General features: G+C 52.2%; 27 protein-coding genes and 2 pseudogenes. 9 read left to right on the forward strand and 20 right to left on the reverse strand.

The window, feature by feature from the left end; translation table 11 throughout:
• Positions 1–9: 9 nt before the first annotated feature.
• The 6 genes from sctI to OWK27_RS22965 are packed head-to-tail and all read left to right on the forward strand — an operon-like array spanning position 10 to position 3,228.
• Positions 10–333, forward strand: coding sequence for a type III secretion system inner rod subunit SctI (sctI, locus tag OWK27_RS22940; RefSeq protein ID WP_112011574.1), 324 nt, complete (start codon positions 10–12; stop codon positions 331–333).
• The gene (sctJ, locus tag OWK27_RS22945; RefSeq protein WP_176610102.1) at positions 333–1,100 is read left to right on the forward strand and encodes a type III secretion system inner membrane ring lipoprotein SctJ; all 768 of its coding nucleotides are present in this window, start codon (positions 333–335) and stop codon (positions 1,098–1,100) included. Before sctI ends, sctJ begins: the two co-directional genes overlap by 1 nt.
• A complete protein-coding gene (locus tag OWK27_RS22950; RefSeq protein WP_242172466.1) occupies positions 1,097–1,654 on the forward strand; it encodes a type III secretion protein in 558 nt (185 codons plus the stop codon). The genes sctJ and OWK27_RS22950 overlap by 4 nt, the downstream gene beginning before the upstream one ends.
• A complete protein-coding gene (locus tag OWK27_RS22955; protein WP_242172464.1) occupies positions 1,635–2,327 on the forward strand; it encodes a type III secretion protein in 693 nt (230 codons plus the stop codon). The genes OWK27_RS22950 and OWK27_RS22955 overlap by 20 nt, the downstream gene beginning before the upstream one ends.
• A complete protein-coding gene (locus OWK27_RS22960) occupies positions 2,314–2,688 on the forward strand; it encodes a type III secretion system protein (protein ID WP_126765275.1) in 375 nt (124 codons plus the stop codon). Before OWK27_RS22955 ends, OWK27_RS22960 begins: the two co-directional genes overlap by 14 nt.
• A gap of 42 nt (positions 2,689–2,730) precedes the next feature.
• The gene (locus OWK27_RS22965; protein WP_148419579.1) at positions 2,731–3,228 is read left to right on the forward strand and encodes a lytic transglycosylase domain-containing protein; all 498 of its coding nucleotides are present in this window, start codon (positions 2,731–2,733) and stop codon (positions 3,226–3,228) included.
• 133 nt (positions 3,229–3,361) lie between these two features.
• Here the strand turns inward: OWK27_RS22965 and OWK27_RS22970 are convergent, their stop codons facing one another.
• The 10 genes from OWK27_RS22970 to OWK27_RS23015 all read right to left on the reverse strand — a co-directional run bounded on the left by OWK27_RS22970 (position 3,362) and on the right by OWK27_RS23015 (position 12,390).
• Positions 3,362–4,147, reverse strand: coding sequence for a winged helix-turn-helix domain-containing protein (locus OWK27_RS22970; protein WP_242172462.1), 786 nt, complete (start codon positions 4,145–4,147; stop codon positions 3,362–3,364).
• Between the two features lie 629 nt (positions 4,148–4,776).
• Positions 4,777–5,700 (reverse strand): fimbrial protein, encoded by a 924-nt coding sequence (locus OWK27_RS22975; RefSeq protein WP_242172460.1) that lies wholly within the window; start codon positions 5,698–5,700, stop codon positions 4,777–4,779.
• Positions 5,701–5,710: 10 nt separating this feature from the next.
• Complete coding sequence (locus tag OWK27_RS22980; RefSeq protein WP_252003844.1) at positions 5,711–6,265, reverse strand: fimbrial protein; 555 nt, start codon at positions 6,263–6,265, stop codon at positions 5,711–5,713.
• Positions 6,266–6,274: 9 nt separating this feature from the next.
• Positions 6,275–6,796: a fimbrial protein gene (locus tag OWK27_RS22985; RefSeq protein ID WP_252003845.1), complete on the reverse strand. Its 522-nt coding sequence runs from the start codon at positions 6,794–6,796 to the stop codon at positions 6,275–6,277.
• A 10-nt stretch (positions 6,797–6,806) separates the two neighbouring features.
• Positions 6,807–7,304, reverse strand: coding sequence for a fimbrial protein (locus OWK27_RS22990; RefSeq protein ID WP_176610098.1), 498 nt, complete (start codon positions 7,302–7,304; stop codon positions 6,807–6,809).
• 10 nt (positions 7,305–7,314) lie between these two features.
• Positions 7,315–7,908: a fimbrial protein gene (locus OWK27_RS22995; RefSeq protein ID WP_252003846.1), complete on the reverse strand. Its 594-nt coding sequence runs from the start codon at positions 7,906–7,908 to the stop codon at positions 7,315–7,317.
• A 5-nt stretch (positions 7,909–7,913) separates the two neighbouring features.
• Positions 7,914–8,672 carry a fimbria/pilus periplasmic chaperone gene (locus OWK27_RS23000; RefSeq protein ID WP_420713030.1) on the reverse strand — a complete coding sequence of 253 codons (759 nt, stop codon included), beginning with the start codon at positions 8,670–8,672 and terminating at the stop codon, positions 7,914–7,916.
• Positions 8,673–8,747: 75 nt separating this feature from the next.
• Positions 8,748–11,249 (reverse strand): outer membrane usher protein, encoded by a 2,502-nt coding sequence (locus OWK27_RS23005; RefSeq protein WP_252003848.1) that lies wholly within the window; start codon positions 11,247–11,249, stop codon positions 8,748–8,750.
• Entirely contained in the window at positions 11,249–11,806 is a 558-nt protein-coding gene (locus OWK27_RS23010) for a fimbrial protein (protein WP_252003849.1), read from the reverse strand. The genes OWK27_RS23005 and OWK27_RS23010 overlap by 1 nt, the downstream gene beginning before the upstream one ends.
• A 50-nt stretch (positions 11,807–11,856) precedes the next feature.
• Positions 11,857–12,390, reverse strand: coding sequence for a fimbrial protein (locus OWK27_RS23015; protein ID WP_176610095.1), 534 nt, complete (start codon positions 12,388–12,390; stop codon positions 11,857–11,859).
• A gap of 250 nt (positions 12,391–12,640) precedes the next feature.
• Between OWK27_RS23015 and OWK27_RS23020 the strand changes: the two genes are divergently transcribed.
• On the forward strand, positions 12,641–13,921 hold the full coding sequence (locus OWK27_RS23020) for a hypothetical protein (protein WP_252003850.1): 1,281 nt from the start codon (positions 12,641–12,643) through the stop codon (positions 13,919–13,921).
• Positions 13,922–14,098: 177 nt separating this feature from the next.
• Here the strand turns inward: OWK27_RS23020 and OWK27_RS23025 are convergent, their stop codons facing one another.
• Positions 14,099–14,299, reverse strand: coding sequence for a hypothetical protein (locus OWK27_RS23025; RefSeq protein WP_267591297.1), 201 nt, complete (start codon positions 14,297–14,299; stop codon positions 14,099–14,101).
• Between the two features lie 327 nt (positions 14,300–14,626).
• On the opposite strand from OWK27_RS23025, the gene OWK27_RS23030 reads away from it, so the two are divergent.
• Positions 14,627–14,809, forward strand: coding sequence for a hypothetical protein (locus OWK27_RS23030; RefSeq protein ID WP_242172446.1), 183 nt, complete (start codon positions 14,627–14,629; stop codon positions 14,807–14,809).
• A 73-nt stretch (positions 14,810–14,882) separates the two neighbouring features.
• Here the strand turns inward: OWK27_RS23030 and OWK27_RS23035 are convergent, their stop codons facing one another.
• The 4 genes and pseudogenes from OWK27_RS23035 to OWK27_RS23050 all read right to left on the reverse strand — a co-directional run.
• Positions 14,883–15,239 (reverse strand): SMI1/KNR4 family protein, encoded by a 357-nt coding sequence (locus OWK27_RS23035; RefSeq protein WP_242172444.1) that lies wholly within the window; start codon positions 15,237–15,239, stop codon positions 14,883–14,885.
• 717 nt (positions 15,240–15,956) lie between these two features.
• A complete protein-coding gene (locus OWK27_RS23040; protein WP_242172442.1) occupies positions 15,957–16,187 on the reverse strand; it encodes a hypothetical protein in 231 nt (76 codons plus the stop codon).
• A gap of 502 nt (positions 16,188–16,689) precedes the next feature.
• Complete coding sequence (locus OWK27_RS23045) at positions 16,690–16,944, reverse strand: hypothetical protein (RefSeq protein WP_267591298.1); 255 nt, start codon at positions 16,942–16,944, stop codon at positions 16,690–16,692.
• Between the two features lie 5 nt (positions 16,945–16,949).
• Positions 16,950–18,154, reverse strand: a pseudogene (locus tag OWK27_RS23050) (RHS repeat domain-containing protein); the annotation flags it as partial.
• A gap of 40 nt (positions 18,155–18,194) precedes the next feature.
• On the opposite strand from OWK27_RS23050, the pseudogene OWK27_RS23055 reads away from it, so the two are divergent.
• Positions 18,195–18,275: pseudogene (locus tag OWK27_RS23055) on the forward strand (DUF933 domain-containing protein); the annotation flags it as partial.
• Between the two features lie 43 nt (positions 18,276–18,318).
• Here the strand turns inward: OWK27_RS23055 and OWK27_RS23060 are convergent.
• From OWK27_RS23060 to OWK27_RS23080, 5 genes are all read right to left on the reverse strand, one after another.
• Positions 18,319–18,762: a DUF6386 family protein gene (locus tag OWK27_RS23060; RefSeq protein WP_252003852.1), complete on the reverse strand. Its 444-nt coding sequence runs from the start codon at positions 18,760–18,762 to the stop codon at positions 18,319–18,321.
• Positions 18,763–18,770: 8 nt separating this feature from the next.
• Entirely contained in the window at positions 18,771–23,186 is a 4,416-nt protein-coding gene (locus OWK27_RS23065; RefSeq protein ID WP_242172440.1) for an RHS repeat-associated core domain-containing protein, read from the reverse strand.
• A 3-nt stretch (positions 23,187–23,189) separates the two neighbouring features.
• Complete coding sequence (locus OWK27_RS23070; RefSeq protein WP_242172437.1) at positions 23,190–23,630, reverse strand: DcrB-related protein; 441 nt, start codon at positions 23,628–23,630, stop codon at positions 23,190–23,192.
• A gap of 130 nt (positions 23,631–23,760) precedes the next feature.
• Positions 23,761–24,267 (reverse strand): hypothetical protein, encoded by a 507-nt coding sequence (locus OWK27_RS23075; RefSeq protein WP_242172436.1) that lies wholly within the window; start codon positions 24,265–24,267, stop codon positions 23,761–23,763.
• A gap of 1 nt (position 24,268) precedes the next feature.
• Positions 24,269–25,800 (reverse strand): type VI secretion system Vgr family protein (locus tag OWK27_RS23080; protein WP_267591299.1); only part of this gene is annotated, 1,532 nt, incomplete at its 5' end.

Genomic DNA, 25,800 nt, shown 5'->3' on the forward strand with positions numbered 1-25,800 from the left:
GGAGATTTTATGAGTCAGCCAATCGAAGCATTGTCAGCATTAACTCGCCTGAGCCCACACGGTATCAATCCGGAGGACAATACCTCAGTCACGGTACATGACCAGTATTTTAACAATCTGGTTGCCAGTACGTTCAATAAGATCAGCGACACCGACATGCAGTTCAAGAATGTGATTAATACGCTCAGCCAGTCGCCCCAGTTCACCAGCGACCCGCAAAAATTATTGATGCTGCAGAGCTATATTGGCGAGTACAGCAACTATGTCTCTCTGGTGAGTACGCTGGCTCGTAAGGGGGTTAGCACAATTGAAACCCTGGGAAAATCGCAATAATGAGCACTACATTTTTCCGCACCCTGGCGGTTGTCTTTTTTGCTTTTATGTTGAGCGCCTGTAATGACGAAAAGCTGCTATTCAATCTGACCCAGGAACAGGCCAATCAGGTGCTGGCCGTCCTGCAACAGCACAATATCTCTGCCAGTAAGGAAGGCACGCTCAAGGCGGGCTATACCGTTGCGGTAAACAAGTCCGAAAGTACCGCCGCGCTGTCAATCATCAACCAGTACCAGCTACCGTGGTCCGCTGATGTGCAGATAGCCCAGGCCTTTCCCGAAGGCGCGCTGGTCTCCTCCCCTAATGCCGAGCAGGCGCGCGTTCTCTCTCTTCAGGAGCAGAGGCTTGAGCAATCTTTGCGCATGATAGCGCAGGTCGTTAACGCGCGCGTTCACGTGAGCTATCCGGCGTTCAACAATGACAGCAGCAGAACGCCAACAGGCCACGTTGGGGTGATAATCACCTATAAAGGTGAAATTGACGATAACCTCTTCATCTCGCAGATTAAATCGCTAATTAAAAACAGTTTTGATGACGTGCGTTATGAAAATATCTCGGTTGTGCTGTTCCCGGCACCGCTGATCCAGTACGTCACGCCAACCAAAGTCCCTGACGCTCTGCCTGCCACCTGGATACTCATTCTCGTTGCGCTAGCGCTGTGCGGAGCGGTCACTTCTGGCTACATGCTTTACCGCGTCAGCCGCCGTCCTCCGGTTGAAAAAGAGCATAGCGCAGAGCCGCTCGCACCGGAGAACGCAGAACCATGAGAGCCGACGATCAGCACATGATGTCTATCCTGTATGCGCCGGCCGGGTATGCCCACATGAGCCATCTTCCGCAAGCGCTAGCCTATGGCGATATCGACTGCCCGACGCTGCGTAACCTGTGGCTTCTCCGTCAGGGTAAACTCAGCCATCTTCCGCCAGCGTGGCGGTCTGATAATAAAACGCTGTCGCAGATGCTGTCGTGCTGGCATCTGATTCCCGAAACGGCGCACCTGATCGGCGGCTATCTCATGCGAAATCATCTGCTTAAGCGCGGCGCGCTGATAATGTCCGATCCGCGGCTTCTGGCCTTTATTTCATTGCCAATGCCCCACGGCATTGCGCTCGATCCCGGCGGCCGGACCTCAATGGCAACTACCTCCTGCGGGCTGGCGTTTATTCTGAGCCAGTTCCCAGAATTACCTCAGGCGCTACGACAGCGCCTGCTGCTGCACTTCCCCGCGGGGATGTCTATTGAACCGCTGCCGGCGGGAAAAACGCTTAACCATATCAATCTACTCCGAATGGCCCTGACCTATGCGAACCATTACTACTGATACCTTACCTGAAGATATCGATAATCAGGTTGTGGTTAAGTCCGGTGAACGGACTCGCCATCAGCGAATGACCGTAGCGCTGGAACGAACCCTCAGCCGCTGCAGTGAAATTCACGCGGAATATGAACTACAGACCATCAGGCTACGAGAGAGCTGTGAAAAACAGGGCTTTGAAGCCGGTTTTCGCCTGTTCTTCGACCAGCTTGTGGCACTGATTGATGATTATCAGCGCCTGCAACGCCAGCACCAGATGCAGTTCCGCGAGCAGGTCGGTGATGCGCTTAAAGGCGCGCTGCACGACACGATGATCGTGAATCGAATTATTCATCATTTACAGGAAAAGTGCGGTCATCAGAAGGCGCTGCGGATCATCATCCCCACTGCCGTGAAGCTGCCGGAAGGCGCCGACGCCTCAAACTATCAGTTCACCGATGACAACCATATCACCGTGCAAAATGATATGGATGCCATCCGCTTTCCCAGTGAATCACTCTGTCGCCAATGGCTACATCATGCCGATGAAAAGGTTGCTCCCACCGAAGCGGTGATGTCCCATCTGGCCCCTGACGTGCTGCGAGATATCGCCAGTCAACTTATTGGCCTCAGTAACCAAATCCCCCTCACCTCCACTTATTCAGAACATCAACAGGAAGAGCACGATGAGTCAGATTAACCCGGTCTCCGCTGCGGCGCTTGCCGCATACTCCAGCGCATCAGATGAAGAAAACGCTACGGGCAGCAATTTTAACACTAAGGTGCTGGATTTTTTTAAACAAAACCAGCCTGAAGGTTCACTCAATGAGGTGCTCGCACAGCTTAAAAATCTGGCCGACCCGGGTGAAAAGATTTCAATGCAGCAGCTAAACTCGGCGATCCTCATTGCTGATGGCACCCTGCGCAAAGACCCGGAATATAAGACATATACCGACAGCACCCTCGACAGGATGACGACCCAGATGCTTGGCGTGAATATGTTTTACAACAACATGCTGTACAAAAGCTTCACCAAAACCGACGACGATACTTCCCTCTAATTCATTCAGCCCAGACCCGGCGTAGCGCCGGGTATTTACATTATGCAGATTAAAACCGTTATTGCTCTCGCCAGCCCTTTCTTCCTCTCTTTTCATGCTTTCGCTCAAAACGGCGACTGTATTACTCAGGCAGCACAATGTTTCCAGGTCAACCCACTGCTTATCAAAGCGATAATCTGGCACGAATCCAGGAATCAGCCGCAGGCGCTGAATTTCAATAAAAATAAAACCGTGGACGTCGGCATCATGCAGATTAACACGGTGCATTTTAGCAGTCTCAAAAGCCGGGGGATTGATGAGCAGCGCCTGCGCAAGGACAGCTGCGCCAATGTGTTCTCGGGAACCTGGATACTAAAGCAGAAAATTGAGCGTTATGGTTATACCTGGGACGGCATTGGCAGCTACCATTCACGAACGGCAGCTCAGCGTGAAAAGTATGTGCGAAACATCGTCTCACTTATTGCCCATCAGACGGCCACCCTCGACAAAATTGCCGTTCCCCCCTCGCACAGCGTCCCAACGCTTTTCTCATGCCGGTAAGTTAAAGCAATAACGCAGGCGCTGGCCTGCGTTATTGTTTTAGTCAGCATGATCTGGAATAGAGAGGTAAATAACGCCGTCACTTATCTTAAATTAAGGCTAATTTAACGAGTAAAAGATTCAGAGCCTGAGATTAGTCTGCTTTGATAGCTTCGGTATTCAGCGTGCATTTTCCCATAAGCATGGACGCCCTGGGGCTACAAACCAGTCCGTGATCCGTTTTGCAACAGTATAAATAATTATCCATAAGCCTGGTCTTACTGTACTGCGCCAGCAGTCCGCCAGAAAAGAAGACCTTCTTTTCTTCAAAAAGATCCTGTGCATATCCCCTTGCCCCCATGGCCACCCCCGCCAAAAAGATGCTTAACGTTGCGACGGCGAAAATAAACCACTTCCTTGACGTCAGCTTTCGCCCCACCGGCTTGTGCTGTGGCACATAGGATACAACCGTCATTGACGTTGTGGGGGGAGCGGGCTGATAGCTGGTAATGGGTTTAGCTGAATAAGAGATGTTGTCCAGTTCAATCGTTCCTGCCGCCGGGGAACGTTCGTTTAGCGTGTCAGGCTCCAGTTCGGGCTCTGATAGCGACGCCTCCCAGGTGGGTTCGGCGGTAAGCTGATAGCCTAACTTTGGAATAGTGACGATAATGTTCTTAGATTCATCTTTAAGGCTAATGCGTAATGAGCGTATCATTTGCGCAATACTCTGGGAGGTAACATAGCTGCCATCCCAAACTTCCGAAAGAAACTCGTCCTGAGAAACCGGGGATGGATATTTGGCGCAAAGCAGGGCCAGAACGTCTGACTGTTTTTTTCTCAACTGCAGGATTGTATCTTCGCGTTGTAAGGTTCTTAATGCCGGATTAAAAGTGTAATCAAGAAAGAAAATCTTGCCTTGCTTCGTTGAGCTATTTTTCAATTTAGATCCCTCAGTCATTTCATTTGATGAGTGAACATACCATCAAGAAAATGCATGGCCGAAAGCCTCAACCCACGCCTCTAGACATTTAATCGACAACTGATTAGTTCATTTCACATTTATTTAATTAAACGATACCTAAACGGACAATTACATTATCAGCTCACCAATATAATTACCTGCGGTATTAATATGTGTCAGATGGAATATTATGGATAATGCTTTACTCTGTAAAAATATCATCTTAACACAGTAAATCCATAGTTTTATAATTGATTTAAACGATCGATGCCCATACGTTAATCGTCAAAACAAATCACACTATTTATTTACATTCAATTAAAATCAACTTCATATACTCCTTCAGCAAGCTGAAAAATAGCATATGATTCACATCTTTAAATTAAGCTAAATCTGTCCCTGATAGACATATTATCGTATGCCGTTTAAAAAAAATGCGGAACATCCTTGTCCGCTAATAAAGCAATGTCCTCACGCTACATGAATAGTCACTGCATTCTGGAGTCGAATCTGTCGCTAACCTTGACTCCTTTTCCCGACCCAATCCATGGTCAAAAATTTAACATATATCCAGGAAACCACTCTATCAAAAAACGCCACTTAGCCTGTCAGTACTGCGTCAGAATCATCGTCGCCGATGCGGAAAATGCCCCTGTTGCAATATTCTCATAGCTGACCGAAGCCGGTTTCACCGGAGTAAAGCTCAACGGCACGGTGAAACTGCCATTCGTGACGCTGAGTTTCTGGCTATCTCCGTTGGCGATCGCATTCCCATTCCATCGCATTTCCACAGCCAGATTATCATTATTGGTTTTAATCGCCTTATTATTCCAGGCCGGAGATAAGAGGCTCATTTTGACATCAAAATCCACAGTGTGCGCCGCGTCACAAACTATATTGAAATCTTTTCTTACAGTTTGCGATGACGTCCCGCCTGAGACAATATCACCGCGTTCAATCTGCCCTAAATCCACGTTAAAGGTCGATCCAGACATAACGCTACAGGTCGAGGTATTAATATCCACATCGTTCGACGCGTAGAGGGTCCAGGTATAGTTATGACGCTCGCCTTTATTATTGGTCTGCACGAATCGCAGGCTCCCCAGCTTATCGCCGGTCTTGATGTGAATCTCCTCCCCGAGCGACGTCAGTTCAAAATAAAGCACCACGGGTAATTGTCTGGATTCACCATTGTTTAGATCGAAGATTTTCGTTTCAGATACCGGCGCAGGATGTTCGGTCCCCGAAATCGTGACGCCATATTTAAGGTTTTTAAAAATACCGCTTTCAAGCTTTACCCCATCGGCCCCCAGCCACATGGTGTCGATCCAGCCGTCCTGTCCCGCCGTATTCTTGCAGGTAATTTGGGGCGCCAGATCGACGATACTGTTTTTACCGGTATTAACATCTGAGCTGACGTTAATATGGATATCGGCGTCGCCGCCGTGCCAGCCAATCTTGTCACACTCATAGGCCGACGCCGCCACGCTTTGCAGCAGCAGAATTGCCAGCAACGGCAATTTTATCTTCATAAGATTTTCCCTAGGGGTAATTAAGCTCAAACGTCGCCAGCGCGCTAAATTCGCCGCGGCGCAGTGTGCGGTTGGCGAGCGCGCCTGGTTCACCTATCACGTAACCTTCCAGCGCCAGCTCGCTGGTGCCGTTCTGAAGTGAAAACGCCTTTACCGTCTTGTTGAAAGGTAAAGGCGTGCCGTCCGGCAGCGACATGCCGATGGCCAGACCGCTATCGGCAGGAGACGTCACGGCCAACATGCCGGAGAGCTCCGCGCTCTCAGCGCCCTTAAAGGTCACTTCAACCTGATTGCCAAGCGTCAGGTCGCACTCCCTGAGCTTGATGACGAACGGCTGCGCGTGGGTGCGTGTATGTAGATAGAGATACGTATCGATTACCGTGCCAAAATCGAGGGTTATGGCCGCGGAGGCGGGATCGAGCTCACAGGGATCGGCCACCAGCTGGCCGTCAAACCGCAGATTATTACCTACTTCTTTTACGCCGCCCTCCGCCGCACACGCGGCGTGGGTGATGATAAGCAACAGTAATCCCAGCGCCCCGCGCCGCGTGTAGAATATGTCCATGCTATTTCCTTACAGGTATTCCGCCAGCAGCGTCGCGGTTGCGCTAAACGCCCCTTCACTCAGCTCGCTGACGCTCGGATCTTTTACCGGTACCGCTTCAAGGGTTGGCGGATTTTGATAGGTAATATCCAGCGCCTTGTTGATCTCAAACGGCTGCCCGTTCTGAAGGATCTGGATCCCCAGCCCCGCCGCATTGGTGCTCAGCGCGCTGGCGTCAAAGGAGGCGGCGCTACCCTTCACAATCATGGTCAAACGCCAGGTTGGATCGATATCATCGCAAACCAGCTGGTAGCTGATGGTCTGCCTGTAGCGCTGCCCGTCGACCTTGTGGATACCAACATTGTCGAAATGAATGCTCAGGTCACGGTCGTTATTGATGTGGCAGGGATGAATTTTCAGCGTCCCGTGAAACGCGATGTCGCTACTGTCGCCGGTCGCGACGGCGAAAGCATGCCCGCAGGCAGAAAGCACCAGGGTAAAAATAGCGCCGCGCAGACGCGCCCGGCTGCGATTAAGGAGGGTGTGAATCATCGTTCTTGCCTCAGTTATAGGCCACTTTCAGGGTTGCCGTGGCGTTAAATGCCTGGCCGTCCTGAAACCGGGCGCCGCTCTCCTTTTCAAGCACCGCATACAGCGAAGGCGGACTGCTGCTATCAAAATCGATCCAGTGATTAAGCGGCAGGGTCGCGCTGCCGTTTTGCAGCTTTATCGTCAGCCCATTGGCATCGGTTTGCAGCCTGCTGGTATCGCCACCCGCGGGCGTGCCGGATACCTGCAGCTGCACCGTTTTGCCATCCGGGTCGCCCTGGCAGCTCACCTGATACGGGATCGCCTGACGATACGCCGTCCCCACGATCTCATTGATGTACACATCGCCAAATTCGACCTTTATCGGCTCGTTGCTGGAAAAGGTACAGGACGCTGTAGCAATCACCTCGCCGGAAATGGCGATGTCCACGTTGCTGGATCCCGGTCCGGCGGTCGCGCCGGCGGCGGCCACCATCATCAGCGCGCTAGCGCCGCGGCTCAGACATTTCATGACGCGCTCCTTAGTCATAGTCCAGTTCAAATCCTACCGTCGCGCGCCACTCGCCGGACGACAGGTCCTGGGCCGTGCGTTCCGGCTGCACGCGGTACAGCATCGCACCGTTTCCCGGCACGATAAAATGCGGCACGCCGCGCTGACCAAGACGAATGTCCCGGCCCGCGCTGTCGGTGATACGCAGGCCCATCCCGCTTACGCCGTTGACCTTAACCAGCTCGGGCGTGTCCGGATCGGCGGGGGCGGTGAACGTCACGCTAACCATTGGCTGTGCGCTATCCCAGTAGCGATTGCCCGTGCGCAAATCAAGCATATTGCCGCCGACATGGACGCAGTCGCGCAGCCGCAGGATAAACGCCTGCGCTTCCCCGCGTGACCCCGTCTTTTGCAGAAGCGACGTCGTTATGCGCCCCAGATCGATCTCCTGATTTTGCGAGACCATATCGAGGCGACAAGCACCCTCTACAAACTCTCCGTAAACGTGCAGTTCGCCGTGCTCGCCTTCCACACCCCAGCTATCCGCGTCGGCGAAGGCCGTCATTGCCGGCCCGAGCGCGCTTGCGATAAGCAGCACCGCGGCGCGTTTTGTCGTTTCATTCATCGTGCTTATCCAGCCCTGCTGTCAACAACCCGGCAAACATCGTGCGCGCAGCTGAACATCAGCTTTGGCCGGCCGCCATAGTCATTAATCCAGGTCATAATGGGCTTATTGCCGAGCGCCCCCGCCTTCACGGTGAGCGGCGATTCAGAGAAAGGGGCAATCATCACCGGGTCAAACCCGGCAATGGGCGCGCCGCCCGGCTGATTGTACGCAGCAGCCAGCGTCACGTAATAAGGGCTGGGGTTATTGACGCGGTAGCCTTCGCCGTGGCGGGTTAAGACCAGCTTTTTCTGCCAGAGATCCGGGGCCTGATTGCGGTCAAGCTGCAGCGAGGCCGGACGGTAGAAAAGCTTGATGCGCGTTTGCAACGCAATCTGCAGGGTGTTCGCCTTGCTGCTTTTGGGCGGAATTTCACGCAGGTTAAAGTAGAAAATTGATTCTCTGTCCTGCGGCAGCGACTGGGCATCATCGGTAAGCTGCAGCTTTACCTGCCCTTTAGCCACGGGCTCTACCCGCTGAAGCGGCGGCAGCGCCGCCAGCGGCCCGCTGATTTTGTTCCCCTTTTCATCCTCAATCCACGCCTGCGCCAGGTAGGGCAACGCCTTGTTCTGGTTGGATATGTTCAAGCTCATCGACCTGTTCGCGCCGTTAAACACTGCCCGCGTGCGGTCAAGCGTAACGGCAGCCTGCACGCTCTGGCAAAGCAGCCCGGAGATCAGCACTGCTCCGATCCCCGTGAACGATAAATGATGTTTCATACGGATATACTCGCTGTTGTTGGGCCACCGCAGAATACGGTTGCCCGGTTGTTTTCACCGCGGTCGCGGATGGCTGAAACGCTATATCTGCTGCGGCCGGCAGGTTAACGGCAGAACGCGGACGCCGGTCGGCAGGGGGTTAGGCAGCGTTACTACGCACTGCGTTTGCCCATCCCACATCACCCGCATCGACTCCCCGCTGACCATCCCCGTTAGCCATACCATGCCGTCATCGTCGACGATCCCGGCCTGGCTCTCACGATGGCTGAGCACCGTCGCTCCGAACGGTGGAACGCTGCCGTTGGTAAGACGCAGCTGCACCATCGCCTTTTCCCCGGCAATCATTCCAAAACGGCGGTAGCCGATGGCCCCTTCCGTCAGCGTTCCCTGAACCACCGACCGCGTTGCCTCGACGTTGTCGGCCAGGTTGTTCACGTCCACGCTGACGCTGCTGCGATAGCCATTGCTGATATCCGCAACCACGGCCTTGCCAAAGCGGTTCGTCTGGGTTCCCGTGCCGTATCCGCGGACGGGTACCCCGGCAATGCCCGCCGTATCAACCATCATTCGCGTTCCACCCATGCTGCTCACCCGATGCATCGCCACGCCCTCTGGCGTCGCAGTAAGGCCCCCCTGAATCGCTCCGCCCCAGGAGCGATAGCGCCCCTCTTCATAGGTGGTATTAGCGGTCAGCTCGGCAACGTCGCCCTTGTGCGTAAAGTACCCGCTGCTGGCTGCCCGGCCCTGCCGGGCAACCCCGGCTTTAATCCGGTAGGTATTGTTTGCGTCAATGTTGTCGAAATAGCCAATCATCGCCCCGTTGCCTGAACTTCCCGCCTGGCCATCGACATTGAGCGTGCCCCCATTACCCCACGGCACCGAGAGGCTCAGGTAAGCGCCATCGTCGCGTGTATGGTTAAAAAGAGAGCGATAGGCCGACAGGGTCAGACCAAGATTTTTAAGCTGTCCGGCATCGAAAAAGCGGGATAGCGAGAGGTTGTAGGTATCGTTATCCGGGCGGTCCCAGTAGGTCTGGTGGCTATAGTTCACATACGCACTAAGCCCCAGCTGCCGAAACTGTTTATTGAAAGCAATGGTATAGAGCTCTTTATTGTTATTTCCCGCTATACCGTGATAGCGCGCGCTTAAAAACTCCGACATATTCATAAAGTTACGCTGCGAGAAGCGATAGCCTGCGAAGGTGACCTGGCTGTCGTATTCGTCAAAGCGTTTGGAGTAGCTAAGGCGCCAGGAGCCACCGGACCGGCTGCCCGTCTGCGGCAACACGGCACGCGACTCGGTGAAGTCAAACGAGACCGCCCCCAAGGCCAGCAGGTCACGACCGACGCCCGTCGCCACCGCGTTATAGTCACCCGCCAGCAGGCTGCCGCCGTAAAGCGACCAGCCGTTATTGATCCCCCACGAAAATTCCCCCGTGGCAAATCCCGGCCCCACGCTGTTGTGGCGGTAATCCGACGGCTTGCCCAGCGCCAGCTTGTAACGCACCGTGCCAGGCCGCGTCAGATAGGGAATATTGGCAGTATCCATCCGGAAATGGCGAACGGTGCCGTCCTGTTCCTGTATCTCCACGTCCAGCGTTCCAGAAACCGCCGTGTTCAAATCCTGAATACGAAACGGGCCCGCCGCCACGGTGGTTTCGTGCAGCACGCGTCCCTGCTGGCTAATAGTGACCTTCGCGTTGGTCCTCGCGACGCCGACCACCTCCGGCGCATAGCCGCGCAGGTTGGGCGGCAGCATATTGTCGTCCGATTCGAGGCTGCTTCCCGTGTAGCGGAAACTGTCAAACAGCCCCGAGTTGAGATAGTTTTCCCCCATCATCAGCTTCGACTTCAAGGACGGCAGCGCCCGCCACGCGTAGTAACGACTCCACGCCCACTCGCGCTGATTGTCCTGATACGACCCAGCGCTGTGGCTGTAGCGCGCCTGCCAGTCCGCACGCACCCGCCAGCCGCCGACGTTAAAACCGGTAGTGCCGTTACCCGTCAGTGATTTCATCTCGCGGCGGCTCCCCGTTGCATACCGCGAAGACTGACCGTTAAGGTTATAGTCAAAAATGGCCCCGCCAATCCCCTCATCCCAGCTGCCGGGGGGATCCCAATTCTCAGCGGTATATTCGAGATAGGCCTGAGGAATGCTCAGGTACAGCGTATTAGAACCAAGGTCGGCACGCTGGCTGGCGCCCGGCAGGCTCGCCAGCTGCAGGCAAGTACCGTGATGCCACCACGTCAGCGTGCTTTGCAGCGCTGATTTAAGTCCAAGCAGCGCCACAAGGTCGTGCGTCAGACATACCTCACTGCCCTTTGGATCATCATCCGGCGCCAGAAAACTGAGCGGCTGTTCGGGCAACTCGGTCTTGTTCAGGCGAACCACCATCTGGTAATTCCCCGGCATAATAAAACCGGCGCGAGAGAACTGACTCAGGTCGATATGCGCCCGATCGCTGACGTCCAGCACGTCGGTATTAAATTGAATGGTTTGTGCCGCATACCCACTGGTCATCCCTCCCTGTAAGGCCAGGGTGACCAGCACGGCAATGCCCGAAAAATTAAAAACGTGCCTCATCAAAAATAATCCAGTTTGAAACGCACCGTAGTCTGGTACGCCCCGGCGCGCAGCTTCTGGTGGTTACCCACCAGCCGCAGGCTGTAATCAAGGCGCATGGCGCCAGGCTGAAGCTGCCCCGAAGAGGAGGCGATTCCCGGCCGCATGCGGTTGCCTGCGGCATCCATAATTTCCAGACCGACCCCGCGGGCCTCGCCGCGAAGCGCGAAGAGCGAGCCATCGGTGATGGCCCCATCGAAGGTGACGCGAAAATGTGACCAGTCAGGATGGTTTGGCAGCATCGGTTCCAGCGCGCAGTTCTCGAGGTGAATGCTGAACGGCTTTGATGGCCCGACGCCGGCATTGATGATCTGATCTAACGGCAGCGTGATGAGGTCGATCGCCTGATCGCGACTATCGACTTTGATCGCGCAGGGCGTATCGATAATCGCCCCCTGCATGCTGACCTTGCCATGCCCCTGGCCGGTAACGTTAGCCGCCGGTACGCCCGCGCAGACGAAGGGCAATGTCAGCCACAGCAGCCGCACAGGCGTGACAAATGAAGCACTACGTTTCATAGATTTCCCGCAAAAAAACCGAACCAGACGGCCGCAAGGCCAACGTCGTCTTACTGGTAAGCCAGGGTGAAGTTGGCAACCGAGGTAAACTCACCCGGCACAACGGAGGACGTGGCGCCGTTCCCCTGCAGATAAGCGGCATAGGTAAGGGTGTTATCACCCTGCTGGGTTTTGGTGACCGAGCTCGGCGTACCAAGCGGGATGTTGGTGCCATTGTCATTGGTAATGCCAATAGCCGCGCCGCTGGCCGTGCCAACCAGCGCCAGATAGCCTGGCTGGGCGCTTGATTCCGATCCCGTGAAGGTGATGGTGACCGTTTTATCCGTCAGGCCAGCGAGATCGCAGCTTTCCAGCTTGATATCAAACGGTCGCGGACGCGATTTCCCGCCGTTCGCCAGCGCTTTGTTGGAAATTTCACCCAGGTCAACGGTTTGTTCAATGGTATCGGGGGTAATTGAACAAGGGGCGTCGATAATTGCGCCGGTAAATGTGACCTTGCCGTGCCCCTGATCGGCCGCCTGTACCTGACCGACGAGTACGGTAGTCGTCATGCCAAGCGCCCAGGCCCATTTGGTTAATTGCATCGTTATTCTTTCCTGTAAAAGTTAATAGATAACACCAACACACACATTATCCGCATAGAGTTAGTGGCTTTAATCTACTTAATTTTTACTGGCACAACTTTCAAAAAACGACACCGCAAAAATATCCTCTTTTCAGTAAAAAGCGTTTTTTGCAAGAAGCACACGATGGCGCATGACACTATACATCCCGACAGCTAAACCGGTCCTGTGAACGGTTTTATATTGTAATTTAATGCCAAGCGAGGAAATTATGTCGTTAACTGTACGTGAACAAAATCGATTTATTGCTGCCCTTGATAACCTAAGAACCTCCGAGCGGGTGCACAAAAGCGATCTTAAAACCGTTAATAAAACGCTGGATAAAATGGGCAGCGTCGCTAATAGTAAAGAATTACTCGCAAGTCTCAGCGATCGAATGCGTCAAAACTTTGACATTAAAGATTCCAAAAAAGTGGAGTCGTTTATTGAAAATGTCAAGGACAAGCTTGAAAAGCAGGAATCAAAGATCCACGATAAGAAACTCACGCAGCTGAACAATATTGGCAACCGTATCTTTCAGGCAAGCCAAAAAATTGAGGTTGATCATCTCAGCAAAGAGATCGCGCTCAAGACGAGTGCGGCAAATCGTCAACTGGAATGCGCCAGATCTGATAAAAACCTGGTTCACGAAATGATTGACAAACGAAATGAAGCAAAAGAGTTTGTCTCTATCGAGAAGCATAAATTAGAACAGATCACTCCGCAGAAAATTAGTGAAGATCAAGAAAAACGCATTGATAGATTGACCCAGAAAACAAATAGTGAGATTGACAAACTGAAGGTTGACATTCGTAGAATTAATAAACGTGAGCCTGAGCTCTTTAAATTCCTTAATAATCTTGGGAAGACCGACGTTATTAATGATTTGGCCAAAGCGCAAAATAATAAATTCCTCAAGAGAACAATGGCTACGCCTGAGTATGCTGAAAAGATGTTTGGTACCAAGACCATTGTGGTTGAGGGTCGACGCTCCTATTCTGCTACGACAACAAAAGAAGTGCTGAGCGACAACGGAGCAGCGTTCCTCACTCGCATTAAGAAATATCAAAACGCTAAAAATGAGGTTGCAGCCATTAAACATGAAATTAGCCGTATGGAATCTGCCAGAGACGCGCGGATCGCGGCCATTAAGTCTGAAGAACGTTCGCCGCTGCAGTCAAAATATGACGCTAGAATTGCGCAATATCAGGACGGTGTCAAAGAGATGGGTGAAACCGAAAACCGCGCCCTGAATACGTTAGCGAAGAGAATTAACTTCATCGATAGCACAATTGAGCATACAACCGCGCTTAAGAAAGGTATTGAAGAAAAAGCCGAGCTTATGGCTGACCCTGAAGTTAAACAGTCAGCGGCTCGTCATGAAGATAGCATTAGCAGGCTCGTCGCCAGGAAAGAGAAGCTGGAAAACAGTTACCAGCGACTTGTTGAGGCGTCAAACACCGGTAAAAACTACGTCAGCGACGTTGAATCCGACATCGGAAGCGATTACTAAAGTCACGTGTAACCACGCCTGGCCCTCTTCACGAGAGTGACGTTTAAAATCCACGCCCCGGCGTGGATTTTTTCTGTTAACTAGCCCCCGCGTTCTGAAAGTGCGCTTCTCAGGGAGCCAGGGCCTGTTCACACCCCGCTTTTTCACTACGGGATAAACGGTGACCTCGATAGGTTTTCACCAGATCAGGCGCGCCCATTCGCTGAAGCCGATGACGACGAACCCGCGATTACACCACCGGTGCGCCTCACGGTTTTGCTCGTATACCGTGCTGAACCCGTACCAGGGAACGCCGGAGAAAACTGATGGGGTCACTGATGGTGCCACAACGCTTTCAGCTGCGGTAAAGCAGTACGTAAAGCCCGGAGCGATACTCACCCTGAATCCGGGGCAGTACGCAGAGCTAAACATTAATGTCTCAGCTGGGGATGGTTTGGGGGTATGCAACATGGAGGGAACGGCAAAGTAGATAGCTGCTGGATAAAAACCAGAAGCGTCACTGGGTCTGGAACGACAATTCCAGCCAGTGTACTGCAGTAATTGGTGAACTGGATACTGTGAAGTTTATGCGGGAGGCGCAATGGATGGCAAAAGTATCGTTAATTAACGAAGGAATATTAGATGAAAAGAACAGGCTTGGCAGGTAGTTTGCTGGCTATGGCGAGTAAATGCCAGGTGTAGTAGTGATGACGAAAAAATCTGGTCATGGATATTGCCATTAAGACAGTCGGGAAAGGTATGATGCTGGATAAGGATGTGCGGATTTCAGTAGAATATGTCAGTACAATTAGCGATGAATCAGGACTTGATGTCTATCAGTGTGCGGCTGATTTAATGTTCATAAAACCAGAACTGAAAGATTCGCTTCCAGTAGCTCATTATGTTTGATTTGTTTTGAAAAAAATCCACGATTTGGCGAGATTTTCCATTATTCTGAACTATATCTTTGATAAGTAAAGATTTATAGCATCAATATACTATTACTTTCTTTATCCATGTCCAGACTTCCTAACGCTCCAAGATCTAAAGAATAAATCTCATCAGTACCTTTGCGCAAATTCAAAAAGTATCCCAGATCAGCATCTTGACCAATCAATAAAACGTCAGGCTCAACCGCTTGAATAGTATATGTATCATTTCTTTCTAGTAAGTCAAAACAATTGAAAACATATAGCTGGTCACCATTTGCTCGTTGAATTTCATAAGAGTCACTATCCTTAACGTTCTCAATCATAAAGCGCTTATACTCAGAGGGTAAAGAGGAGCGCATGAGCTTTTCAATTTTCTTTAACTGATCAATTAAATATTGTTTTTTCATATAACTTCATCTATAAATGAATAAATTACATACCCAAATAAATATTATCTCCATTTGGTTCGCATTCGTTAATTAATCAGTAAAATTATTAATAATTACAATTACTGTAACTTTCCTGCAACTAATAAGTCGTTAATTGTACACCATTAGAGCTGGGCTAAACAATAGCGCCCAGTTTTTCTCAATGCCGTTATTTAAGTAATAAAAAGTCGCGCCTTCAGGAGGTGCAGACCAAAATAGTTTTTCGCCCTGAGCATTGAAGATGGTCAAAACGGTTGGTTATGGCTTTGGCTCGCTTAACGCAAAGACTAACTGGCGTGTTGAGTCGACCATTGCGAGGTCTAAGCAAGGTATACTTAAGCGTCCGCTTCTTGTGCAGCATATCCACTCGAGCACGTCTTTTTCTTTAAAAAATTGAAGTAAGCGATCATCTTCGCTCTTAATACATATTTTTATTACGTTAATAAGAAATTTTCAGATGATCTCGATATGTTATAGTTTAAATCCCGATATATATTATATAAAGCATCAATTATCAAATCGTTCTGAAGATTCCAAAGAGGTTTAGTGTGTTTATTTTTGAAAATAACATCGCAATTTGATTTAGGGCATGAGTGTTTTATCTGAATACTCATGAAAATCATCTTTTTTTCGTCATAGATGATGTGTCTAGGTCTATAAATATATCCTTATAGAAGAATGGCATCATATTTCTAATCACGGACCATAAAAATGCATCAATGTGTTAAGATCCTCTAAATCTTGTTTGGTTGGTTTATTTTTCTCCATTTTATCATATTCATAAATTATTCCTTTCATAGGAATGCCGAAATCATGATTAATTGCCAGCCCCATTAGCTTATCAATATCAGCCTGATTTTTTAAAGTATTCTTTAAAAATTTATGGAGAAGTTTTTCAGCATCTTTTCTTTCTAAGAAATACATCATATTTATCCGGTGATATTTCAATAAAGTAAAGGATTACGATTACCATCTTCATACACTTGCAAAATGCAGTTTTACAATGCTGTGAATATTTTAAAGCTTCATATCATATTAAGGATAGCAAGATGAGTGAGCAGATCAAGTTTTAGAACCAGCTAAAGACCATGCTTGCAGCAATGGCTCTTAGCAGACAGTTTTAGAGCCTAATCGCACTTAAGAAAAATAAGTCCAACAAATCCTCAAAAGAACAGTGTCTATCATCATGGTTTAGTGTACAAAATTGTAACAGACTGGGGCAAGACTGCTTCGAAGGCTAATTTCGTCCGCACGCAGATGAATTGATTGATGCTAGCTTTAATTTTAATACATCAGCCGGTTAATAGTGATTATTTTTGCGCTCTTTTATTAAAAATTGTCTGTTTCTGTGGTTGGAGTGAGAATTTCAAAAAAAGACAACCACTTAATTATAACCTCGCAAAAAATCATTCCTTCCCTTTGCTTAATATCAGGGCATCTTTTTTTTAATATCAAGTGCGTAATTAACAACATCATCTAAAAGTTTTTCTTCCCTGAGGGAAAAGTTTGCGTATTGAGCCATAGCTCTGCATGTTGACAGACTTTCAACTATTTCCAATGCAATTTCGTCTCCAAAAATTATTATCTGATCATAACGAGTTTGAAAAAAATTTGCCGATTCATGTTTAGCATTGGCATTAAGTTCAAAAATTATTTTTTCAAGTGCGTTTTTTAAGTTATTCACATTCATTACCAGGGAACCCTTAAAGTTTTAACCACCCATGCTCTTGGAAGATTTGACACCACAGCCTGGTATCCCATCCCAGGATATCCTGCCCCTTGAGCTGCAGCAGGACCTTCACTCACCCAAGTTCCCTTAGGAACTCTAAACTCTGATACATTAGTAATATTTACACCCCAATCATGGCGAATAGCTAGCTTTTCTCGCAACACATCCTCGGAATTGTATTTTTCATTTGTCAGCCAAGAGATTTTTCTTCCTGTTCTATTATTTACACCATGATATTTATAAAAAGTCTCGTCTCTTTTTAGCTGCCTGTTTTTATAAATGCTTTTATCAAATGTTTCAGCAATTCCTCCAGGAAGTTGCGGCCCTGGTTTTTTCCCTGTATTGCATCTACTCAACCCCCACGGATCCACCCACCCCAGCGCATTCGGCGCATACTGGTAAAGGTTTATCCCTCCCGCCAGCCCTATCGGGTCCTGCTGCGTAAACCGTCCGCAGTCCGGGTCGTAATACCGGAACAGATTGTAGTGCAGCCCTGTCTCACGGTCCAGGTATTGCCCCTGCATGCGCAGGTTCTGGGAATATCCTGATAGCTGCGTCTCGCTTTCCCGCAGAAGCTTGCCCCAGGCGCTGTTAACGCCTTCCCATCGCACCTGCCCTCGATATCCGTCATTCGCTCCGGCGTGCCGTTCGGCTGGCAGTGGAACCAGAAGATCTTCGGGGCATCAACGCCGTCAATGCGCGCCAGCGGGTCGTAACTGTCCTGGTCGCTGTAGACGTAGGTCAGCGGCACGTCTCCGTGCAGCTCCTGGAGCAGGCGGAACCCTTCCCAGACAAACCGGGTGGTGACCGGCTTACCGGCTGGCTGACCGCCCAGCATCTGCTGGCGCGTTTTGCTAATGCGGCGTCCGAGCGGATCGTAGCGGAAGCTGACCCGCGTTTGCGGCCTGTTGCGATCCCGCGGCTGGCTAATCACCTCCGTCAGGCGGTGCTCGCCGTCGTAGCGATAGTGCCAGCGGGTCTGACCGTTATCCTTCTCCACGATGTCATAACGCCAGCGGCGGGACCAGCGGCGCGGCGACGGGCGCTGGGCGTTACCGGTGAAGACGTCCCGGCGATGCAGGCGACCAAGACGGTCGTAGTCGCTGCGGGTGGTCAGCAGCCCCTGCGTGCGGCTTGTTTCACGGTGAAGTTCGTCGCGGGTATACTGACAGCTTATTGAGGGTAAGATTCAGCAAGGAGCGTAAGAGGAAGCCCGAATGCGTACTGAAGGTAAATATTACATCGTTAATGATGGCGATGTGATGAACTTCTTATTTAACGTTTGATTAGTTTTGAATGAAAAAATCCACGCCAAGGCGTGGATTTAATTCAGAGATAAACTCCCTCTTCTAATGAATTTTCAGTAAACGTTGCTTTTGTAAAAGAAATTAGAACATCTGAACCTTGCTTTTTGTATTTAACTTCGTAACTACCAGGTTCTAAAGTAATAAACTCACCTGATACAACATCTGAATCATCAGGCTCAAGATCTCCGCCCGTAACATCCTCTCCTGCTCCAATGAAAACCTTTCCAGAAGGTACTTTTAAAAATAGCGCCCCGGCATATTCATCAACATCATTTTTAATAAGGACTTTATAAACACCATCATCTCCAAGATTGAGAAATAATACATTACCTTTATTTATTTCTTCAATTTCATCTTCTGGAAGACTCCACCAATCTGCATCATCATCAATCCTATGTTTTAATGACATCAAATCATAAATAACTAATGTGGCAGTATCTGTCTGTATATTAATTAATTTATTCACTTTACCCCCTATTGAAATATTATTTCGCTGATGGCATCCCCAGGCTGAAGCCCCGCCTTTCTGCCTGCATTTTTTAAAGAACTACCGACACTTTTATTAATTGTTTCATTCAGCATTTGTAATCTTTGTGTAGGCGAACCTCCCACAATTAAATCAACAGGATGATCAGCGTTTAACTTACTTAGATCAGGAGTTGAGCCAAACATCCTTTCAAATCGTGCAGAAACAGCTTGCCTGTAAGAACTTTGCAAAGATGAAATCCTAACTTCATGGGTGCCTGGAGACCAAACTAACTCTCCTCTTTGAGCCGCTCGGTTTAATGCATTCATTTTTTTCATGAACTGCCTTTCGAGGAATTTTCTCTCAGTTGACGACAGCTTTGTGCTGCTTAAAATCTTCGGTTTATTGACAGTTAACCGGGTGCCTCCAGAACACCTACTCAATCCCCACGGATCCACCCAACCCAGCGCATTCGGCGCATACTGGTAAAGGTTTATCCCTCCCGCCAGCCCTATCGGGTCCTGCTGCGTAAACCGTCCGCAGTCCGGGTCGTAATACCGGAACAGATTGTAGTGCAGCCCTGTCTCACGGTCCAGGTATTGCCCCTGCATGCGCAGGTTCTGGGGATATCCTGATAGCTGCGTCTCACTTTCCCGCAGAAGCTTGCCCCAGGCGCTGTTAACGCCTTCCCAGCGCACCTGCCCTTCGATATCCGTCATTCGCTCCGGCGTGCCGTTGGGCTGGCAGTGGAACCAGAAGATCTCCGGGGCATCAACGCCGTCAATGCGCGCCAGCGGGTCGTAGCTGTCCTGGTCGCTGTAGACATAGGTCAGCGGCACGTCTCCGTGCAGCTCCTGCAGCAGGCGGAACCCTTCCCAGACAAACCGGGTGGTGACCGGCTTGCCGACTGGCTGTCCGCCCAGCATCTGCTGGCGCGTTTTGCTGATGCGGCGTCCGAGCGGGTCGTAGCGGAAGCTGACCCGCGTCTGCGGCCTGTTGCGATCCCGCGGCTGGCTAATCACCTCCGTCAGGCGATGTTCGCCGTCATAGCGGTAGTGCCAGCGATTCTGACCGTTATCCTTCTCCACGGTGCGCCCGTGGATGTCATAATGCCAGCGAATACCGTTCAGCTGCGTCAGGCGGTTGTGCGTGACCTTCTCAGCAGATCCGTCGAGCGGGTTACCGGCCGCATCCCAGCGCCACTGCTCCTGCCCGGGCAGCGTGCCGTCCTGAACGAGCAGTCGCCCGGCGCTGTCGTACTGCCAGCGGTACCAGCTGAACGGGTTATCGTCCCGCTCTTCACGCACCAGGTTATTGCGGTAGTCGTAATCCCAGCGGCGGGACCAGCGGCGCGGCGACGGGCGCTGGGCGTTACCGGTGAAGACGTCCCGGCGATGCAGGCGGCCGAGACGGTCGTATTCGCTGCGGGTGGTCAGCAGCCCCTGCGTGCGGCTTGTTTCACGGTGGAGTTCGTCGCGGGTAAAGTCGGAGACCGACAGCTTATCGAGAGCAATGCCGAGCAGATGTCCGCTGCCGTAGTAGAACTGTTTTAGCTCGCGGCCATCCGGCAGCGTAACGGAGGTGCGGTTGCCCAGGGCGTCGTACTGCCACACCAGCTCGCCGTGCTCGCCCGCTTCGCGCGTGACGCGACCGAGCGCATCATACTCAAAGGCAAGCTCCTGCTCTGCCTCGGCGCTCCACGCGTCGGCTGAAAGCGCCGGGTGCAGCCCAATCCGGGTCAGCAGCCCTGACGGGGTATAGTGGTAGCGGGTCTGTCCTTCCGGCGTGGTGCGGGCGACCAGCTGGCCGCTCGCGCTCCAGGCAAAGGCGTGGGTAATGGCCTCCGGATGACCGGCGGCAAAGGTACGCGTTATGGTGCGCCCACAGGCGTCGTAGCGATACTGCGAGGTAACACCGTCCAGCCCCACCTCTTCGAGCAGCAGCGAGTCAGGCCCCCAGCGGAACTGATATGCCTCGCCGTTTTCGTTTTCAAGAGCAATCAGACGCCCCCGGCTGTCCCAGCGGCGATGGACCTCTTCACCCTGAGTATTACGCGTGGCGGTTAAGCGCCCGGCCTCATCGTATCTGAACTCACTTTCTTTACCGTCAGCGCCGGCATGCTTCACCGGCAGGCCGCGTTCGTTCCATTTGAGCGACTCCGTCCAGCCTTCCGGGCGATCGAGCTGCACCGGGCGCCCTGCCGCGTCGTAGCGATAGCGCGTCTCTTCACCGTCGGCGCCCGTCTCGGTCATCAGCCAGCCCAGCGGATGATAGCTATAGCGGGTGGTGCGGCCAGAGCAGTCCGTCGCGCGCACCACCTGTCCCGCCTCGCTGTACTCCTGATAGCGGCTGTTTCCGGCGGCATCCACCTCTTCAACAACCTGACCAAACTCGTCCCGGCGCAGCAGTGTGATCTGCCCCATCGGGTCCACCACGCGCTTCAGGCCGTGATGTTCGTCGTACCAGAAACGGGTAGCGCTGCCGTCGGCTTCGATAATCGCAGACGGCAGCGCGCGGTGCTCAAGCCAGGTGGTGGTGCGGGCATTGCCGTCGGGGTCGATCTCCTGCACCCGGTTGCCCATCTCGTCATAAACGAAGGTAACGGCGTTCCCGAGCGGATCGATGCGGCGGGTCAGGAGCTCGTTGTCATCCCACTCGTAGCGCCAGTTTTCACCGCGCTCGTCGACGTAGCGGACAATCAGATTTTGCGCGTTCCAGTAGTGCTGACGTTTCTGACCATCATAGTGATCGACGGTGGTCAATCCGGCGTCCAGATCGTAGGTGAAGCGACAGCCGTCGCCCGTGCTGGTGCGGTTCTCCACCACGCGCCAGTGGTCAAATTTTTTCCAGCGGTATTCGCTCTCAAGACCGCCCGGCAGGCGGTGCCAGACCATCAGGCCGTGGTCGTTATAGCGGTATTCGCGGGTGACAACGCCAGAGGCATCCGTCGCGCTCGCCAGCTGGCCGCGCGCATCATAGGCCCACTGCATCAGCGGCCAGGTACGGCTGCCGTCAAAATGGCTGGCAGCGGTCACGCGCTGCGGGAACCGTTCGTCCTCATAGCGAAGTGTAACGTCTATCGCCCGCGGCTCATCGTGAAGACCAACCAGCCTGCCGTGCTCGTCCCACTCCGTCAGCAGCGCGTTGCCGTATTCGTCGCTTAGCGAGGCCAGACGCAGAACGGATGGATTCATGCGTGTCGGTTTATACAGACGCCACACCGCGCCGTCATCGTCGGCAATCGCCACGTCGCCGCTCTCGTTGCGACGGATAATAATGCCTTCGCTGATGCTGTAAAACGCGCGGTCCACTGGCGGCAGTTCAAAGCTCAGCTCACGTCCGGTTTCGTCGAACCAGGTCGCGCTGTTCTCTTCAAGCGTCAGATAGCTGTCGAAAGCGGTAGCCCAGCCCAGGCCAAACAGCCCTTCGCGGGTGGTCAGGCTGTTGTAGCTGCGCTGCCAGCGAAGCGGGAAGCGGCCTGGAAGCGAGAAATCAAGCTCATCGTCGTCATTCAGCACCTTTACGCCTGTGGCCGCGTGAACCGGGTGCGAGGAGCCAAACACGGCGTTAACGGCCATATCGGCCAGCATACCGCCCCCGGCAGATGCCAGCGCGCAGGGCATGTTTTTTAAAATCTTGCCCGGACGCCCGCGCAGCAGGGAGAGCGCAATCATCCCCAGCGCCAGCCCCGGCGTTTTGCCGCTTTTGATATCGCGGACCGTCAGCGTCTCGCCGCCGATGATCACGTTCGGGGAGACGTCATCGGAAACGGTACCCTCGCAGGTGGTGCGATCTTTCGCACGCACCGCGGGCTGGCCGTTAATGAAGACGCTTTTCGAGCCTTCCGCCAGATACTGCGGTCCGGAGTGCTTTTCACACGCCACCTTGTCTTCTTCCAGCGGTGAGGTTCCCGCGGCGGCAGACGCCACGCTCGGCTGCCACATTTCGCTGCCAAACTGTCCGGCAGCGGAGAGCAGCATGCCCGCGTAATCGGCAAAGCTGCCCGGCGACTGCGGTTCAGGTGAAGGCGTATCTGCTGGCGTGAGCGTTCCGGCCGCGCGCGCGGCGGGGATGGCATTCGTCAGAACGTTGTCGGAGCCGGTAGTGATTTTACCCGCAGGCGACGGAGGGAAAATTGCATTGCCTAACCCCTCGGCAGCGCTGCTGATATCGTCTGTGATCCCCGCCACGTTTGCCAGCACGCCGCCAATGATGCCGCTTAACAGACAGCTGGAGCCAATCGCCGCCACGCCTGCGGCTGCCGCCCCTGCCCCCAGCAATGGTGCCGCCACGGTAGCGGCTGCCCCCACCGCCGCGCCGATTACCGCATAAGCGGCACCTTCCGCCACAATGCTGGTGATATCCGCGAAGATGCTGGAATGAATAATCTCGTCACCCTTACGGGCCGCGTTGTTATCGCTCATGCCTTACGCATTCCGGTTGTCGTTCAGCGTCAGGCTCTGCTTAAGCGCGCTCCAGCGCCCCTCGTCCTCTTCAGTGAATGCTCTGAGCGCTGAAAGGGTAAAAATCATCAACACCGGTTTGCCCGGCGTCTGCACGGCCAGCTGTTTTTGCCAGAGGCGCTGGCCGTTATGGTCAAAGTTGGTTTCAACTTCCAGCCCGTTGATTTTGCCGTCAGGCCCGGCTTTCACGCGCTGGAATTCGCTCTGGACGATCTCGCCCATCTGAGGGCGCATCACGTCCCACTGGCGGTGGAACTCTTTCTCATAATCGCAGCCATCCGGGATAACGCCGCGGCTGACCACGACGGACAGCCCGCTTTCGTCATCGCGAATAATGTTCATGCTGTTATCCTGCCAGGCCGCAGGAAAAAGGGAAAACGAACCTTCCTGGAGGGTATATTTCATAAGTGAACTCGGGATGATTAATATTGAGAAAGATGAAGAGCGGTAAACGTAGATCTTTTATCTGCACTTCTTGCAGATGCGAAAAAACCGGTACCGAAATAACCGTACCGGCTGGAAAGTGTAATGCTTATTAACTATCGTAACGTGACAAAACGACGCGCTTAAGGCACTCTTGATCCATTACCGGAAAACTAAATGACCACGCTAGCCCTCGCTCATCTGTAGCGGTTCGGTATCCAACCGATTGCCCGGAAGTTTTCCCGCGAGGAATATTAGACAGTTTAACATCGGGGAAATGGGTTTTGACCTGGTCGAGGGTGATGCAAGGATGCTCAATGACAAACGAAACAAGTGAAACACTATTATCTTCATTCCCCCACAAACGAACATCTACATCGCTGATTCGTGTCCCATCCGATAATGTAAATGGAGCCGATGTATAACGATCGTTTATTTCTGGATTTTTTTTGATTAGCGGTTGATTGAGCAGTTTACTCACATCCTCGGCTTGTTTACCCCAAACTGTTTTAAGCTCTTTGACTACTTGCCATAAGGAATCTTGATTCATATCCGTTTGTCCTGCATAAGAAAATGTTGAAAATAGTGGGAGCAAAAAGAGGATAGTATTTTTTGTCATTCTACTTACCATAGAAACCCCCATAATAATCGTTGTAATTGAGATCGGTTCCTGAAGCTATTTCGCCCTTACCGTAGACTTTACCTATAGCTTTAGCAGCATCAACGCGCGACAACTCGCCACTTATCATTTTATCATAGGCTGCATTATAAGCCTTTAAATTTTCAGGGCTTCCCGCAATGTCAATATCGATGCCGCCATTTCCCAGAATTTCTCGCTGTATTTTTATATTATTTAATGTTGCACCACCTTCATCCATAAGCTGGCTGTTAATGAAGTTTTCTTTACTCGAATAATCAGCAGTTACAGGATACGTGGCATGTCCTGCTTCATGGGCCAGCGTTTGTACCGTCGTGGCTGTGTCTTCCATATGTTCGGGATCCATAACGATCAATTTATTATCCGAATCAGCATAACTCCCCCCTCCGGTAGCGCCAGGTTGAATGGCCCATCCCTTGTCTTTCAAATCTTTTAGCTGGGTTTGAAGAGTCGGCGACTTATTAATCTCCTTCACCACGTCGTCATTGAAAGGCATAACATCTGAGCCATTCGGATTATTTTTGTAAACATAATTCCCTTTCAAAGGTGGGGCTGTTGTTGATGCTGAAGCTGGAGCGGATTTCGACTGACCAGCTACTGCAGCTGCAACGGGAGCAGGACGCTTAGCGCTCTCTGGCGGCGCAAATTTCTCCTGCACTGCAGCATCAATATCTCCTTTGTGCCCTGCGCCCGGTGCCGTTGTGCCCGGCTTGGTACCAGAGGTATTCAGGTGCAGCTTACCGCCCGTGGTGATATGACCATCCCCTTCAACGAAGAAGTTAAACTCTTTGCCGATCAGGCTAATTTTGCCGTTCGCGTTGAGTTCAATCGCGCTCTCGCCGGATACCAGCCTCAGCTTAGTCCCGGAAGCGATAACGTACTGCTCCACCGCCGCATCCAGCTTGCCTTTGCCCGTCAGGATCTCGGTGCCGCCTTTCACGGCCTGAGTCTGGTTCGCTTCCACGCGGTGCAGCTCGTTTTTCTTCACGTAGTGGCTGCGCTCGCCGCCGACGCTGTGCGTTTCATCATTTTTAACGCTGGTGTCCATGTTGCGCTCGGCCTGGATCCACACCTGCTCCGCACCCGCCTTGTCCTCAAAGCGCAGGGCGTTGGCGTTATCGACCGATCCATCCTTCGAGCGGCTCATAAAGCCCATCTGCGTCGCCGCTGCCGGCAGCGCCCACGGCGGCATGCTCGCGTCGTTGTACACGCGCCCGGTGATAATCGGCCGGTCCGGATCGCCGTTGATAAAGTCCACCACCACCTCATCGCCCACGCGCGGGATCTGCACCCCGCCGTAGCCCTGGCCCGCCCACGCGCTCGACACGCGCACCCAGCAGGAGCTGGTGTCATCACCCTTCGCCAGGCGGTCCCAGTGGAACTTCACCTTCACGCGACCGTATTTGTCCGTCCAGATGCTCTCCCCCTGCGGCCCGACAACCTTCGCCGTCTGCGGGCCGTAGGTGCGCGGCCACGCGGTGCTCTGCGCCGGAC

This window comes from Enterobacter cloacae complex sp. 2022EL-00788 (genome assembly GCF_026627565.1).
Taxonomy (GTDB): domain Bacteria; phylum Pseudomonadota; class Gammaproteobacteria; order Enterobacterales; family Enterobacteriaceae; genus Enterobacter; species Enterobacter pasteurii.

What these genes read in the sequence shown, in the direction of transcription:
- OWK27_RS23035 (WP_242172444.1), bottom strand. Translation starts at nt 15,239, where the DNA reads ATGAAAAAACAATATTTAATTGATCAGTTAAAGAAAATTGAAAAGCTC.
- OWK27_RS23005 (WP_252003848.1), bottom strand. Translation starts at nt 11,249, where the DNA reads ATGAGGCACGTTTTTAATTTTTCGGGCATTGCCGTGCTGGTCACCCTG.
- OWK27_RS22960 (WP_126765275.1), top strand. Translation starts at nt 2,314, where the DNA reads ATGAGTCAGATTAACCCGGTCTCCGCTGCGGCGCTTGCCGCATACTCC.
- OWK27_RS22955 (WP_242172464.1), top strand. Translation starts at nt 1,635, where the DNA reads ATGCGAACCATTACTACTGATACCTTACCTGAAGATATCGATAATCAG.
- OWK27_RS22990 (WP_176610098.1), bottom strand. Translation starts at nt 7,304, where the DNA reads ATGAAATGTCTGAGCCGCGGCGCTAGCGCGCTGATGATGGTGGCCGCC.
- OWK27_RS23070 (WP_242172437.1), bottom strand. Translation starts at nt 23,630, where the DNA reads ATGAAATATACCCTCCAGGAAGGTTCGTTTTCCCTTTTTCCTGCGGCC.
- sctI (WP_112011574.1), top strand. Translation starts at nt 10, where the DNA reads ATGAGTCAGCCAATCGAAGCATTGTCAGCATTAACTCGCCTGAGCCCA.
- OWK27_RS23015 (WP_176610095.1), bottom strand. Translation starts at nt 12,390, where the DNA reads ATGCAATTAACCAAATGGGCCTGGGCGCTTGGCATGACGACTACCGTA.
- sctJ (WP_176610102.1), top strand. Translation starts at nt 333, where the DNA reads ATGAGCACTACATTTTTCCGCACCCTGGCGGTTGTCTTTTTTGCTTTT.
- OWK27_RS22995 (WP_252003846.1), bottom strand. Translation starts at nt 7,908, where the DNA reads ATGAATGAAACGACAAAACGCGCCGCGGTGCTGCTTATCGCAAGCGCG.
- OWK27_RS22975 (WP_242172460.1), bottom strand. Translation starts at nt 5,700, where the DNA reads ATGAAGATAAAATTGCCGTTGCTGGCAATTCTGCTGCTGCAAAGCGTG.
- OWK27_RS22950 (WP_242172466.1), top strand. Translation starts at nt 1,097, where the DNA reads ATGAGAGCCGACGATCAGCACATGATGTCTATCCTGTATGCGCCGGCC.
- OWK27_RS22980 (WP_252003844.1), bottom strand. Translation starts at nt 6,265, where the DNA reads ATGGACATATTCTACACGCGGCGCGGGGCGCTGGGATTACTGTTGCTT.
- OWK27_RS23065 (WP_242172440.1), bottom strand. Translation starts at nt 23,186, where the DNA reads ATGAGCGATAACAACGCGGCCCGTAAGGGTGACGAGATTATTCATTCC.
- OWK27_RS22965 (WP_148419579.1), top strand. Translation starts at nt 2,731, where the DNA reads ATGCAGATTAAAACCGTTATTGCTCTCGCCAGCCCTTTCTTCCTCTCT.
- OWK27_RS23075 (WP_242172436.1), bottom strand. Translation starts at nt 24,267, where the DNA reads ATGACAAAAAATACTATCCTCTTTTTGCTCCCACTATTTTCAACATTT.
- OWK27_RS23020 (WP_252003850.1), top strand. Translation starts at nt 12,641, where the DNA reads ATGTCGTTAACTGTACGTGAACAAAATCGATTTATTGCTGCCCTTGAT.
- OWK27_RS23010 (WP_252003849.1), bottom strand. Translation starts at nt 11,806, where the DNA reads ATGAAACGTAGTGCTTCATTTGTCACGCCTGTGCGGCTGCTGTGGCTG.
- OWK27_RS22985 (WP_252003845.1), bottom strand. Translation starts at nt 6,796, where the DNA reads ATGATTCACACCCTCCTTAATCGCAGCCGGGCGCGTCTGCGCGGCGCT.
- OWK27_RS23040 (WP_242172442.1), bottom strand. Translation starts at nt 16,187, where the DNA reads ATGATGTATTTCTTAGAAAGAAAAGATGCTGAAAAACTTCTCCATAAA.
- OWK27_RS23030 (WP_242172446.1), top strand. Translation starts at nt 14,627, where the DNA reads ATGGATATTGCCATTAAGACAGTCGGGAAAGGTATGATGCTGGATAAG.